Origin of the sequence: Bdellovibrio bacteriovorus (genome assembly GCF_001592755.1) — a bacterium.
Lineage (GTDB): Bacteria > Bdellovibrionota > Bdellovibrionia > Bdellovibrionales > Bdellovibrionaceae > Bdellovibrio > Bdellovibrio bacteriovorus_E.
This window is the reverse complement of record NZ_LUKF01000002.1, coordinates 145,722-157,958: the sequence shown is the minus strand read 5'-3', so window position 1 is coordinate 157,958 and position 12,237 is coordinate 145,722. Positions and strand designations below refer to the sequence as shown.

Here is a 12,237-nt window from a genome sequence, read left to right as displayed (position 1 = left end):
ATATCTAACCGGATGGTGTCGGTAAGTTTATCTTTGTGGTAACACCTCGGGGGTGTTGTCCTGATATATTGGTGGAACACAATGTGGACCAGAAATACAGGTGATGATTGCTCACGATTTCATACATCAGCATGATGAAGTTGTTCGAGCGGAGGAATGATTTTGTGCTAGTGGATACGATAATGCAGGAAAATGAAATTAGAGATCGTTTGGCAAAAGTTTTACAGAGTGTGATTCAAGAAATGACGTCTTGTTATGACAACGTAGAAGTGACTTTTAATGCCGGCGAAAAAACAACGATTTACAAAGTCACTTTGCCTCAAGAATTTCGTGGTAAGTTGATCGGCTCTCAAGGAAAGAATATCACGTCGTTACGTAATATCATCGGCGCGATGGCGGGTAATCACGGATTCCGCGCCATCATCGAACTTGTTGTTTGATTTATCCAAAATAATTTAAGCAGAAGGTGATGAGTGCGGCATTGATAAAGTCAATGAAGCACGAACCCACCAAGGGGACGACCAAAAACGCTTTTGGTGCCGGACCATACTTCTGGGCCAGGGATGACATATTCGCCATCGCATTGGCCGAAGTGCCCATCATAAAGCCGACGTATCCCGCACTGATGATGGCTCCCTCGTAGTCCTTTCCCGCGACCCAGAACGCGGGTCCCAAAGCCGTGATTGCGACAAGAAGAACCTGCAAAGCCAAAAATATTAAGATGGGCAAGGCCGCATTGCGAAGTTCATCTAGTTTCAAGGACATAATTGCCGTTGCGATAAAAAGCGTCAGCGAAACGGCGCCGATTTCTTCGATCCATTCGGCTTTGATCTTAAAAACAGGTTTCACGTCTTCGATATTTCTGAAAATAGCCGCGATGATCATCGAGCCAATGTAAATCGGAAGGGTCACTCCCAAAGAGTTAATCCAAGGGCTCAAGGTTGTTCCTAGACCCATGATCAACGCCATCGCCAGAAAGTGATAAAGAAGATCGCTGCCAATGCGAGCATGAAGCAGTGGTGCTTCGCTGACGGCTTCAACTTCACTTCCCATAACGGCTTTTAAACGACGTTTATTAATAAGATACGTCGCTAGCGGAGTTCCTACGAGGCCACCTAAAAGAATTCCTCCCATGGCAGTTGTCAGTCCAATAACAGAAGCGCCTTCGATACCTGCTGTTTCAAACAGCGGTCCAAACGCCAAAGACGTTCCTGGGCCTCCAGTTAAAGAAACAGCGCCCGTAAGCACGCCCATCAAAGGAGGTAAGCCCATAAGTTTTGCGGCGCCAATGCCGGCAAGAATCTGTAGGATCAATCCGCCCACCGTCAAAGCCAAAAAGAACACGACAGTTCTTCCGCCTTCTTTTAAAAGTTTCAATGAGGCGGAATAACCGATGGATGCGAAAAAAGCGATCATCAAAGTTTCTTCAAAAGTTTTCGTGAACTTGATTTCAAAAATGCCATAACTTTTTAAGATTGCTAAAACAGACGCCACAACAAACCCGCCGATCACCGGAGAAGGCAGATTGTATTTTTCAATGAAGTGAATTTTCTTCTTTAAGAAGCGACCAAAATAAACGACCAGGGCCGAAAAGGCTAAAGTTTGCAGTGCTGTTAATTCCATTCTTATAGCCTAAGCGGAATAGCAGCACTGTGTCTTGGAAGGTTGCGTTATTGGATGATCCAATTCATAACAACGACAGACATGGCGCCTAGTACAAATTCCTTCTGATACAGATAGCGCATATTCGTTTCTTTCAGTTTGGCGAAGATCTCTTCCAACGTCACGCTGATCATCGCGCCTCCCGCAAAGGCTAAGATGTAGGGAAGAGAAGCATTGGTCATAGAGGCAAAGATTCCTCCGGCAGCACCACCCACGATCTCCATCACGCCAGTCATTGCGGCGCCAAAGAAAGCAGCGCGACGGGAAAGCCCGATAGACAGAAAGGCGGCGGCGGTGGCAAGACCCTCTGGGAAGTTTTGAAATACGATGGCACCGACGACCGTCCAACCGTTCGCTTGAGAAAGTGTGTCAGCACTTAGCGCCGCCCCCGAGGCAAGCCCCTCAGGCAAGTTGTGAAGCATCATCGCGGTCACAAAAAGCCATGCACGACGATGCAATGAATACTGAGTAGGAGAAAAACTATGTATAAAGTGACTCAGACCATAGATCGAGACAATGCCTAGAAGTAAGGCCAAGGAAACACCCAGGGCTCCCGAGGTGGAATTATAGGCGGGCCCAATAAGGTTAAAGGCGGCCGCTGCCAACATCATCCCAATAGCAAAATCTAAGTTGAGACTTCGCCAAGGATTCCAGGCTTTGCTTTCCTTTTTTAGGATAGGCAAGGCTCCCAGCATGGTCGAACCACCTGTGATAATCCCTGCTGCTAAACCCATCAATGCACTGCCCATAAAAAGCCCCTCTGGAATTTCTAAAAGCTAATTACGATCTGTGACTGCGAATCATCCAAGCCGCTTTTTCATGGAAACCAATCAAGTCTTCATACAGTGTCACAGCACTTGTCTCTTCGGCATCCTCGGCGATTTCTAAACGCGATTTCAGTGCGATGGCGACATTGGCGTGATCCTGGCTAAGGACGTCTATCATTTGATTTGCATTCATTTTGTCTGACGCTTCTTGAATGGAAGAGAATTCTTTAAACTCTTTAAAAGAGCCTGGAGCGCGAGACTTCAATGCTCGCAGCACTTCTGCGGTGCGATCCACGAACTCAGCAAGTTCTTTGTATTGTTCTTCGAAAAGTTTGTGAAGAGAGAAAAATAAAGGACCTTCCACATTCCAGTGGCAGTTTTGTGTTTTTAGGTAAAGAAAATATTCGTCAGAAAGAGTTTTCTTGAGCGTTTCTATCACACTCGCGGTATCAACCTCTTCTCCTTGAACAGGACGTAGGTTTCGAGCTTGTTCTTTTGTTGAATGTGCTGATTGTGATCTCATAAAAGAAGTCCTCCTGTATAACCATAGGATAGAAAAAAGTGAGAATATTGAACAGTTCTTCTTTTCTATAAGGCCTATAGGAAAAATCTATATGTCAACGGTCAGCATAGATGAAAGCTATTTGAGAGAGCCCAGAGGGTTGTCCACCTTTAATTGATTTTTAGAACGAACAGAGCTTAAACCTTCGGGCAGGTTTTTCTTTATGTTTTCAATAAGGGCTTTTAGCAAAGCCTTTCTTTGAAAGTGCGGTCCATGAATGAGACTGACTTCGCGCGTGGGCACAGGATCTGAAAAGTTTCGTAAACGTTTTTTATCCTGCACATCTAGGGTCGCCAGCCAAGGAAGCAGGGTAAAGTTCTCTCCTTGATCGACCAGTTTTTTCAATGTTTCTAAACTGCCACTTTCAAAGGTGAAAGTCCTGTCGGCAGAAACAGTCTGTTTTTTATTGCGACAAAGTGCCAGACTTTGTTCGCGAAAACAGTGCCCCTCATTCAAAAGCAAAACGTCGTCCACCGAAAGATCTTTTTCATCAATAGTTTTCTTCTCTAGCAAAGGATGCCCTTTTGCAAAATACGCACTGAAAGGCTCGTAAAAAAGAACATGATTGGCGATGTTTAAATCATCAATCGGAGTCACGACGATTCCTAAATCCAGGCTGTGATTGCGAATTCTTTCTACCATCGTCTCGGTCTGAATTTCTTCGAACGTCAGATGCAGGTTTTTATAAAGATCTTTCATCTTCTTCAGAAAGAGCGGCAGAAGATAGGGGGCCAGAGTCGGGATAATGCCAATGCGCAATTCGCCCTTCAGGGTGCCTTTTGCATCGTCGACAATTTCTTTTAAGTGTTGGGCATCACGCACCACTAAGCGCGCTTGAAGAATAATTTCTTCGCCGATGGAAGTAGCTTTAATGGGTTGTTTGGTACGATCAAAAAGAACGACACCGAGTTCTTCTTCTAATTTTTGAATCTGCATGCTTAATGTCGGTTGGGTCACGTGGCATTGGCGAGCCGCATGGCTAAAGCTTCCCGTATCGGCAACAGCAAGGATGTATTCCAGTTGAGTCAGTGTCATGATACAAGCTTGTTCCTTCGCCAAAAACATTGCAAGCTTAATCATGCCTTCACGAATCGAGCAGTATCAAAAACGCGTTCTAGATAAAGCACTTCCTCTTTCAGAGAAAGTAGTCGAGGCTTTTTATCGTTATCCTCGTCATCTCTGCGTGCCGGAATACACGGTGGCTGAGGCGTACTCAGATCATCCGTTGCTGCTTTGGAATAAGCCTCCGTTTTTGTCCACGATTTCTCAGCCGAGTTTTGTTTTAAAAATTTTGGATTTGATGAACCTCCAAAAAGGTCATCGTGTTTTTGAGTTGGGCTCGGGCAGTGGCTGGAATACAGCGTTGATGGCTTATCTTGTGGGCGAAGAAGGCAAGGTCGTTTCGGTGGAAGTGATTCCCGAATTGGCCGTTCGCGCGCAGAAATATCTAGAGCAAAACAAAATCTTTAATGCCTTGGTGAAGCTGGGTGATGGCTTTGAGGGGGATACTTCCGAAGCCCCCTATGATCGGGTGATCTTCACTGCGGGTTCGGCCGAATTTCCCAATATACTTTTTGATCAGCTCAAAATCGGCGGACTGATGGTTTTCGTTCGCGAAAATGATTTGGGTTATGACTTTTTAGAGTTGATTGAAAAGCAAGACGACGGCAAACAACGGGTTCTTGAAACCATCCCTTGTTCTTTTGTTTCTGTTATCAGAAAAAGTGCAGGGGACGCGGACGCATCCCCTGCGTAGGTGAGCAGGACCCGGTCATTAAGCTAAAAAATCGTCTTTCGGTTTACGATCACGATTCGCCGGTTTTTTTGGCTTTAATTCTAGCACTCTTTCTTTCTTATCCTTTGTGAGGTCTTCCGGACGTTCTTCGGGTTCGTCATAAAGGTGATAGTGAGAGGCTATTTCTGCGAATTTCTCGCTAGCTTCATCCATGGCCAGACCCACCTTTTTTTCCAGCAGATCGACGATGGACTGTGCGTTACCTCGAGTCTCCTCAAGGTCTCGCTCTTTGAGCTCATGCCATTTTTCCATGAGCTCTCTTTTTAGATCGGTCCATCCTGGAAGGTGTGTTGCCATACGGTACCTCCTTACTCAATAACAAGGTCGATACGTCTGTTTTGCGCTCGGCCTTGTGGAGTGGTGTTGTCGCTAATTGGTTTTTCAGGTCCAACACCCACTGCTTCCACTTTTTCTTCGGCGACGGCTCCGTTAGTTACTAAATATTTTTGTACGGCTTCCGCACGCTCTTCAGAAAGTTCTTTGTTCTTTTCAAAAGAGCCGGTCGAGTCAGTATGTCCTTCAATAGTTACTTTGCTGGCGTCAATATCCGTTAACGCCGTGTCGACTTTTTTAAGCAAGGCCTGGCTTTTTGGATTCAAAGTCGATTTGTTCGAAGCAAATTGCAAGCCTTTGAGTCGCACCATCAGTTTGCCATTTTCGACATAAACCTCAGCTTCATTGGGTTTAAACTCTTTACGAAGTCGGTCCGCTTTTTCCGTAAGTTCTTTCGTTTTTTCAAGTTCAGCTTGTTTTCCCACTAAAGCCACTCGCTCTTGCTCGGATTGAGAGAGCTGTTGTTGCGAGCTTTGCAGTTCTTGCTCCGTTGATGAGTACTCATTTTTCAGACTAGAAATAGTGCGTTGTTGCCGTTCGGACAAAAGAACCAGATCTTCGGTGTTACCCGCATTCACTTTGCGTGTCACATCTAAAAGATGAACGGACTCGCGATTGGCATCGTCAGAAGCGCGGCGAATGGCTTCCGAGTTGCGAGGATCTGAGTTGATAAGCTTTTCCGCATTTTCATACTTCATTTGCGCTAAGCTAAAAGTTTTTGGAGCCCGTTTTTCAGCGCCATCTTTTTTAGCGGACTTGATATTGTCTTCCGCTTTTTCAAGATGTGATTTTTTAACAGAATTGATTTCCAGATCTCGATAGAAGGCGGTCAACTCTTCACCTTTTTTATCTGCGGGTTTCAGATTTCCTTTTTCAATAGACTTGGTGATGCTTTCAAGTTGCTTGTCGGCCTTCTTCCAATCTTTTTCAAACATTTGAGGAGCTCCGGCACGCAAAGCACCCGCGCGGGCATCAGTGATATCTTTCATCGAAGTTTGGGCCAGTTCCGCTTTGGCGTTGGCTTGTTCTAGCCAGGCTCGCGAGTAGGACACTTGCTCTAAGATATCTTCGTTGGATTTGTTTTTCGCTTTTTTCTCTTTCGCTTTGTCTAAAGCCTTTTTGGCGTCGGCATAGTTTTCTGGCGAAAGAGCATCGACTTGACGATCCTGAGCTTCTTTTAAAAGCTGATCCGTTCTTTCGATTTCCGTCGTGGGATTTGCACTGTTAGGAATCGAAGTGACGTTAGGGGGCGTCGTTGCGCAGCCAGCTGCTAGCGTCAGAACTAGAGCCGCGAGGTATTTATTGATACGCGATCTCATAAGCATCTCCTTTAAGGCTGGCAAGATCACCAAGGTGTTTCGCCAGGATAGGGGTGTGATTCATCTTATTTAAGACTAAACCTAATACCTTATAGACGCCTGCTGTTTGATAGCACAGATCCTGTTTTCGTCGAGGGAAGTTTGTGAGGATTTTGAAATAAAAAAGGAAGGGAAAACCTTCCTTTTTTAAATTAAAAATATGGAAATAATTTGTTTTTAGAAAGCGTAACCGATGCGAACGGCCGCATGAGGCAGAACTTGTTCACCTAACTTTTCCGCGATGTCGACAACATCTTGCTTGTTGGAAATGTACTCTGGGTCATTGATGATCACGGGGTCCGTTGTGCCATCTTCAACGTCCACTTTTTTAGAAAGAGGGATTTGGGCGCCAAGCTCAACACCAAAATTTAAGCCGGAATTAAATTGCCAAAACCAACCCACTTTAGGAGTTACGAAGGTGTTGCCGATTTTCACTTTCGGAGTCACGGATTGACCGCTGTAAGTCGCCGTTTTTTTCGCTTCCACGCCTTGAGTACCTAAAGCGCCGGCGATGTAAAAGGAACTTGTGAAGGGATGATAGCGACCTTCGATAGCGAAGCTTCCCAAGGAAATTTCTTCTTTGTCGTTTTCTTCATCTTTCGGCTTGAAGGAAAAGCCGCCAACGTCGAGGGCTACGGACCATGTTTTAGATTGATCTAAAAACTCAATACCACCATTGAGCCCGTGTGGAAGACCCAATCCACCGTAAACACCCCAAAGGCTGCGAGGCCATTGGCTATGATCGGCAGAAGGAGTTTCTTCTGCGGCAGGAGTTGCTGGCGCTCCAGCTTCCGATGCCGCTGGAGCGGTTGGTGCTGCTTCAGGTTTTGCCTCTTGAGCAAAGGCAGATGTTGTTAGTAATAGGGCTGTCATTGTTGGGATAAGTATTTTGTTTACCATAGAACGTTAAGTGTAAACAAAGGTCCGCCGGATTCAATGTAAAAACATAAAACTCGCTATCGAGTAGAGTCCAGAGATCACTAAAATTCCTCCGGCAATTTTTTGATAGCGCAATCCCGCGTGATCAATGGTCGAACGGATCATGGAAGGAACTGCACTAAGGGTGGGAAGTCCTCCCAACCAAAAAAGTCCCATGACCAATGCGCCAGCCCAGGGGCTTTTCGTTGTCACTGCGGCTAAAACATAAGTGTAAAGCCATCCACAGGGTAAAAAAGCTGTCAGTAAGCCAATCACAAAACCCGAACGACTGAGGAAGCGGCCTTGGATTTTTTTAATGACCGGAAGAATGAAGTGTGACGCAGGAAATTTGAACCCGGAAGGTAAGAGCATCGAAAGACCATAAAGAATCAATACCGTCGCTAAAAGACCTGCACCCACATAGCGGAACATGCGCCAGTCATTTTGCAAAAAGAACTGGCCCAAATAACCAGCAAAAGCCCCCAAAAAAATATAAGCGCATCCTCGGCCAATGTTGTACATAAGAAGTGAGCGTCGCGCGCTCATCAGGCTGGCAATCGGTCCACACATGGCTGCACAGTGCCAGCTTCCAAAAAAACTGGCAGAAAGAATTCCTAGTGCGAGCAGAAGTGTGCTTGAGGTCATTGTCGAGGCCCTACCAATATTAGTTCACGAGTGCTGTTCAAAGATTTTTCAGGACCGATATCTTGAACTTCAATTGTGGTTTTAATCTTGTCACTGTCCGTGAATAACGCCGGTGGAATTCGCACGAAGAAGTACCATTCGCGACTGTCGCCGGGTTTTAGGGGTAACGGATTTTCAGCAACACTGAATTCCACACCTTTTTGCAATAACTCCGCATTCAGACGAAGCTGGTACAAAGCTTCTTTTCCGCTTTGATTTTGGATATGAATACGGAACTGATTCAAGATAAGTTCTTGTTCGTTGTTTTTCACATAAGAATAAGGTAGGCCCGCGCCACGTAAGACCGTGAAGTGCGCTGATTCTCTGGTGCCGATAGCGTAGGAAAGTCCGGCCACAAGAAAGATAATGGCGGTCATATAGATCAAAGAACGGGGCTTTTTAAGATTGATTTTACTGCCATCTAAAGTGTCATAGCGAATAAGTCCTCGGGGCTTTTTCACTTTTTCCATGATCTCGTCACAGGCATCTATACAAGCCGTGCAAGCAATGCACTCCATTTGTAAACCGTTACGGATATCGATACCCGTCGGGCAGACTTGCACACAGCGATTGCAGGAAACACAGTCGCCCACTTTATCTTTCGTGGCGCTGCCTTTGCGAGGTTCACCGCGTTTTTCATCGTAAACAACCGCCATGGATTTACTGTCTAATAAAACCGACTGAATGCGACCGTAAGGACACATGATCACGCAGAACTGTTCACGAAACCAGGCAAAATCAAAAAGCACTAAAGCGGTAAATGAAATGACTAAAATAAAATAGGTTGGATTTTGAAACGGACTGTTCTGCACCATATGCATAAGGTCTACGGCGCCGACAAAGTAAGCCATGAAACTGTGGGCGATCAGTGAAGACGCAACGAAAAATAGAAACCACTTCAACGATACTTTAGAAAATTTATTCCAAGAAAGGGGAGCATCACGGAGACGACGTCTTTCGATGTAAGAGCCTTCCACCCATTGTTCGATACGGCGAAAAACCGCATCAATAAAGACTGTCTGGGGGCAGGCCCAACCACACCAAACTCTTCCCCAAATAGAGGTCACAAAGGCAAGACCCAAAGTCAAAGTACCTAGAACAAAGAAAAGCAGGGGCGCGTCGTGAGAACGAAACAGAATTCCAAAAAGCGCGAATTCTCTTTTCGGAATGTCGATCAGAATGGTCTGGTGGCCGTTGATGCGGGTCCAAGGTAAAAGTAAAAAAATCACTAACAAAACACACTGGCTCCAGGTGCGATGCTTTCTAAAAAATCCGCGCACTTCCGCCGGAATTAGATAGAGGCGATCGCCATTTTCATCAACGCTTGTTAATTTTCCTGGATCCAGTCTGTTCATAAAAAAACCTATTTCAAATATTCTTCAATCGCTTCGCCTTGCGGTTCCTTGCCTTGGAGGCTCGTGCCTTTTTTAGAAAGGATGTAGGCGCTGACTGCGTAAAGCTCTTCTTTTTTAAGCACAGGTCCCCAGGGAGGCATACCTTTTTCAGGGACACCATCACGGATGACTTTCACGATATCCATGCGCGTTCCTTTGCCATGCATCCAGAATTTATCGGTTAAGTTAGGACCGATCATGCCCTCCAACTGCTGACCGTGGCAAGCCGCGCACTTCGCTGTGAATTGGGCGGCACCTATGTCTAACAATCCGTCTTTCTTAAAATCTTCCGCCAGACTCTCTTCTGTTTCTAGAGGCGCCGATGTTTGCGCTAAAGATTTTCCCTGTTCAATCTCGGCCATGGCTACTTTCAATTCGTCCTGCAGGGTCGGTCCCCCGCCCAGTTCGTAGTGAATATAGTAAAGAAAGGCAAAGATGATGGTTAAGAAGAACGTCCACAACCACCAAGTGGGAAGTGGATTGTCATGCTCAATAATGCCATCGTACTCGTGAAACTTGTTTTCTTGGTCGCTCATACCGAGTCTCCGTCAGTTAACGGTAATTGTTCCATGCGGTGATAGATTTTACTGCTGTTTTTGCGGTAGACCCAGATAAGGACGCCGACAAAGAACAGGAAGAAAATCAAAAGCCCCAGGGATGTCAAATAAGTGTCAGTAAAGAATTTCAATCCTTCTTGTTTCATTGAGCTTTCCCTTTCTGTCCCAAAGACTGAAGATAGGCAATCAAAGCGACGATTTCTTTTTTCGCTAAACCTTTTGGCGCACCGTTTGATTCTAAATCCGCGGCGATTTCTTGTGCTTGTTTTTGGGCGTGGATGTCAGCATTGGCTACGACTTCAGAATCGTAAGGCACGCCTAACTTATTCATCACCGAAAGTTTTTTGCGAAGAACTAAGAAGTCCGTGTTCTTCTCAACCAACCAAGGATAACTTGGCATGATGCTCTTCGGAGTGACCGCGCGCGGATCAATCATATGACTGTAGTGCCAAAGATTGGGATATTTTTTTCCTAAGCGAGCCAGGTCGGGACCTGTACGCTTCGATCCCCATTGGAAGGGACGATCGTACATGGACTCTTCCACTGTGGAAGCGTTTCCGTAGCGCAGAACTTCAGAAGCAATCGGACGAATCTGCTGAGAGTGGCAGACATAACATCCTTCACGGATGTAGATGTCACGACCGGCAATTTCTAACGGCGTGTGCGGTTCAACGATATTCGCTGGGTTGACGTATTTATGTAAAGACAGTGTTGGATAAATCTCAATCACGGACCCTACGATGATCGCCAAGAACGCAAGAACAGAAAATGTGAAACCCATTCCTTCTAGTTTTCGGTGAGTGTCTTGAGTTTGTTCATCAAAACCTGTTCTTTGAACTTCGTAAGAAGTTTGTTCCACAGCTTTTGGAGCTTTTCTGATCGTCTTATAAATGTTGTAAGCCATCATCATAAAGCCGATAATGAACAGACCTCCACCTAAAGCACGCACCCAATAAAGAGGCACAATGCGAACCACGGTTTCAATAAAGTCCGGGTAAACCAATTGACCTTCCGGAGTCACCGCTCGCCACATCAAACCTTGAGTGATACCTGCAACCACCATTGAGATGTAATAAAGAAGAACGCCGGTTAAACTGATCCAAAAGTGATTCTCTAAAAGTTTTTTCGAGTAAAGCTCTGTCTTCCAAAGACGAGGAACCAAATAGTAGATCATCCCGAAAGACAAGAAACCATTCCAGCCCAAAGCGCCGGCGTGAACGTGACCGACAATCCAGTCAGTGTAGTGACCTAAAGCCGAGACCGATTTAATAGAAAGAAGCGGCCCTTCGAAAGTCGACATTCCATAGAAAGTCAAAGCGGCGACGAAGAATTTAATCAATGGCTCTGTACGAAGAAGATGCCAAGATCCTTTCAAAGTTAAAAGCCCGTTGATCATACCTCCCCAAGAGGGAGCCCATAGCATGACCGAGAAAATCATTCCCAATGTTTGCGCCCACTCTGGCAGGGAGGTGTACAGAAGATGATGGGGACCCGCCCAGATATAAATGAAAACGAGCGACCAAAAGTGCACAATCGAGAGACGGTAAGAATACACGGGACGATTTGCTGCCTTGGGGATGTAATAATACATCAGACCTAGGAAAGGTGTAGTTAAGAAAAACGCCACCGCATTGTGACCGTACCACCATTGCACCAGAGCATCTTGAATGCCGGCATAGACAGGGTAGGACTGCAACATGCCCACGGGAATTTCAATGGAGTTTACGATGTGTAAAACGGCGACCGTGATAATGGTCGCGATATAGAACCAGATCGCTACGTACATATGTTTTTCACGACGTTGGCGGATCGTTCCAAAGAAGTTCACGGCAAAGATGACCCAGACCACTGTGATCGCAATGTCGATGGGCCATTCAAGCTCGGCGTATTCTTTGGATTGCGTATATCCCAAAGGCAAAGTGATTGCCGCGGAAAGAATGATAAGCTGCCAACCCCAGAAGTGCATTTTTGAAAGCACATCCGAGAACATGCGAGTTTTTAAAAGTCTTTGCGATGAATGATAAATCCCGGCAAAGATGGCATTTCCGGCAAAGGCGAAGATCGCCGCATTTGTGTGCAAGGGACGAAGTCGGCCGAATGTGATCCATTCCAGATTCGCATTCATGGGCCAATAAGCCAGCTGCAGGGCTGCGATAAGTCCAAATAAGAAAGCCGCTCCTGCCCAGATCATCGTGGCCAGGACGAAC

At 45.8% G+C, this 12,237-nt stretch carries 14 protein-coding genes; 2 read left to right on the top strand and 12 right to left on the bottom strand.

The features are described 5' to 3' along the window. Positions 1-182 precede the first annotated feature (182 nt). Positions 183-440, top strand: a complete 258-nt coding sequence (locus AZI85_RS03555) for a KH domain-containing protein (protein ID WP_253696287.1) — start codon at positions 183-185, stop codon at positions 438-440. A gap of 1 nt (position 441) precedes the next feature. Here the strand turns inward: AZI85_RS03555 and gltS are convergent, their stop codons facing one another. The 4 genes from gltS to AZI85_RS03535 form a co-directional block, all read right to left on the bottom strand. Next, on the bottom strand, positions 442-1,623 hold the full coding sequence (gltS, locus tag AZI85_RS03550; protein WP_063242785.1) for a sodium/glutamate symporter: 1,182 nt from the start codon (positions 1,621-1,623) through the stop codon (positions 442-444). A 47-nt stretch (positions 1,624-1,670) separates the two neighbouring features. Next, the gene (locus AZI85_RS03545) at positions 1,671-2,411 is read right to left on the bottom strand and encodes a ZIP family metal transporter (RefSeq protein ID WP_063242784.1); all 741 of its coding nucleotides are present in this window, start codon (positions 2,409-2,411) and stop codon (positions 1,671-1,673) included. A 31-nt stretch (positions 2,412-2,442) separates the two neighbouring features. Beyond that, entirely contained in the window at positions 2,443-2,952 is a 510-nt protein-coding gene (locus AZI85_RS03540) for a Dps family protein (protein WP_063242783.1), read from the bottom strand. Positions 2,953-3,069: 117 nt separating this feature from the next. Next, positions 3,070-4,071, bottom strand: a complete 1,002-nt coding sequence (locus AZI85_RS03535) for a hydrogen peroxide-inducible genes activator (protein WP_253720821.1) — start codon at positions 4,069-4,071, stop codon at positions 3,070-3,072. Between AZI85_RS03535 and AZI85_RS03530 the strand changes: the two genes are divergently transcribed. Beyond that, positions 4,070-4,747: a protein-L-isoaspartate O-methyltransferase family protein gene (locus tag AZI85_RS03530; protein ID WP_253720820.1), complete on the top strand. Its 678-nt coding sequence runs from the start codon at positions 4,070-4,072 to the stop codon at positions 4,745-4,747. The two genes, AZI85_RS03535 and AZI85_RS03530, sit on opposite strands and share 2 nt — an antisense overlap. 18 nt (positions 4,748-4,765) lie before the next feature. Here the strand turns inward: AZI85_RS03530 and AZI85_RS03525 are convergent, their stop codons facing one another. The 8 genes from AZI85_RS03525 to ccoN form a co-directional block, all read right to left on the bottom strand. Further along, positions 4,766-5,083, bottom strand: coding sequence for a hypothetical protein (locus AZI85_RS03525; RefSeq protein WP_063204533.1), 318 nt, complete (start codon positions 5,081-5,083; stop codon positions 4,766-4,768). Positions 5,084-5,094: 11 nt separating this feature from the next. Beyond that, positions 5,095-6,438 (bottom strand): OmpA family protein, encoded by a 1,344-nt coding sequence (locus AZI85_RS03520; RefSeq protein WP_063242781.1) that lies wholly within the window; start codon positions 6,436-6,438, stop codon positions 5,095-5,097. Positions 6,439-6,654: 216 nt separating this feature from the next. Next, positions 6,655-7,350, bottom strand: a complete 696-nt coding sequence (locus AZI85_RS03515; RefSeq protein WP_063242780.1) for a hypothetical protein — start codon at positions 7,348-7,350, stop codon at positions 6,655-6,657. Between the two features lie 60 nt (positions 7,351-7,410). After that, positions 7,411-8,040, bottom strand: a complete 630-nt coding sequence (locus tag AZI85_RS03510; protein ID WP_063242779.1) for a sulfite exporter TauE/SafE family protein — start codon at positions 8,038-8,040, stop codon at positions 7,411-7,413. Further along, positions 8,037-9,434, bottom strand: a complete 1,398-nt coding sequence (gene ccoG, locus AZI85_RS03505; protein WP_063242778.1) for a cytochrome c oxidase accessory protein CcoG — start codon at positions 9,432-9,434, stop codon at positions 8,037-8,039. Before ccoG ends, AZI85_RS03510 begins: the two co-directional genes overlap by 4 nt. An 8-nt stretch (positions 9,435-9,442) precedes the next feature. Continuing rightward, positions 9,443-10,009 carry a cbb3-type cytochrome c oxidase N-terminal domain-containing protein gene (locus tag AZI85_RS03500; protein ID WP_063242777.1) on the bottom strand — a complete coding sequence of 189 codons (567 nt, stop codon included), beginning with the start codon at positions 10,007-10,009 and terminating at the stop codon, positions 9,443-9,445. After that, positions 10,006-10,176 (bottom strand): CcoQ/FixQ family Cbb3-type cytochrome c oxidase assembly chaperone, encoded by a 171-nt coding sequence (locus tag AZI85_RS17505; RefSeq protein ID WP_081110898.1) that lies wholly within the window; start codon positions 10,174-10,176, stop codon positions 10,006-10,008. The genes AZI85_RS03500 and AZI85_RS17505 overlap by 4 nt, the downstream gene beginning before the upstream one ends. Next, complete coding sequence (gene ccoN, locus AZI85_RS03495) at positions 10,173-12,221, bottom strand: cytochrome-c oxidase, cbb3-type subunit I (RefSeq protein WP_437435108.1); 2,049 nt, start codon at positions 12,219-12,221, stop codon at positions 10,173-10,175. The genes AZI85_RS17505 and ccoN overlap by 4 nt, the downstream gene beginning before the upstream one ends. Positions 12,222-12,237: the final 16 nt, after the last annotated feature.

Excerpts from the sequence above, each read along its gene's own strand:
- AZI85_RS03555 (WP_253696287.1), top strand. The coding sequence starts at position 183 with ATGCAGGAAAATGAAATTAGAGATCGTTTGGCAAAAGTTTTACAGAGT.
- gltS (WP_063242785.1), bottom strand. The coding sequence starts at position 1,623 with ATGGAATTAACAGCACTGCAAACTTTAGCCTTTTCGGCCCTGGTCGTT.
- AZI85_RS03545 (WP_063242784.1), bottom strand. The coding sequence starts at position 2,411 with ATGGGCAGTGCATTGATGGGTTTAGCAGCAGGGATTATCACAGGTGGT.
- AZI85_RS03540 (WP_063242783.1), bottom strand. The coding sequence starts at position 2,952 with ATGAGATCACAATCAGCACATTCAACAAAAGAACAAGCTCGAAACCTA.
- AZI85_RS03530 (WP_253720820.1), top strand. The coding sequence starts at position 4,070 with ATGCCTTCACGAATCGAGCAGTATCAAAAACGCGTTCTAGATAAAGCA.
- AZI85_RS03535 (WP_253720821.1), bottom strand. The coding sequence starts at position 4,071 with ATGATTAAGCTTGCAATGTTTTTGGCGAAGGAACAAGCTTGTATCATG.
- AZI85_RS03525 (WP_063204533.1), bottom strand. The coding sequence starts at position 5,083 with ATGGCAACACACCTTCCAGGATGGACCGATCTAAAAAGAGAGCTCATG.
- AZI85_RS03520 (WP_063242781.1), bottom strand. The coding sequence starts at position 6,438 with ATGAGATCGCGTATCAATAAATACCTCGCGGCTCTAGTTCTGACGCTA.
- AZI85_RS03515 (WP_063242780.1), bottom strand. The coding sequence starts at position 7,350 with ATGACAGCCCTATTACTAACAACATCTGCCTTTGCTCAAGAGGCAAAA.
- AZI85_RS03510 (WP_063242779.1), bottom strand. The coding sequence starts at position 8,040 with ATGACCTCAAGCACACTTCTGCTCGCACTAGGAATTCTTTCTGCCAGT.
- ccoG (WP_063242778.1), bottom strand. The coding sequence starts at position 9,434 with ATGAACAGACTGGATCCAGGAAAATTAACAAGCGTTGATGAAAATGGC.
- AZI85_RS03500 (WP_063242777.1), bottom strand. The coding sequence starts at position 10,009 with ATGAGCGACCAAGAAAACAAGTTTCACGAGTACGATGGCATTATTGAG.
- AZI85_RS17505 (WP_081110898.1), bottom strand. The coding sequence starts at position 10,176 with ATGAAACAAGAAGGATTGAAATTCTTTACTGACACTTATTTGACATCC.
- ccoN (WP_437435108.1), bottom strand. The coding sequence starts at position 12,221 with ATGATCTGGGCAGGAGCGGCTTTCTTATTTGGACTTATCGCAGCCCTG.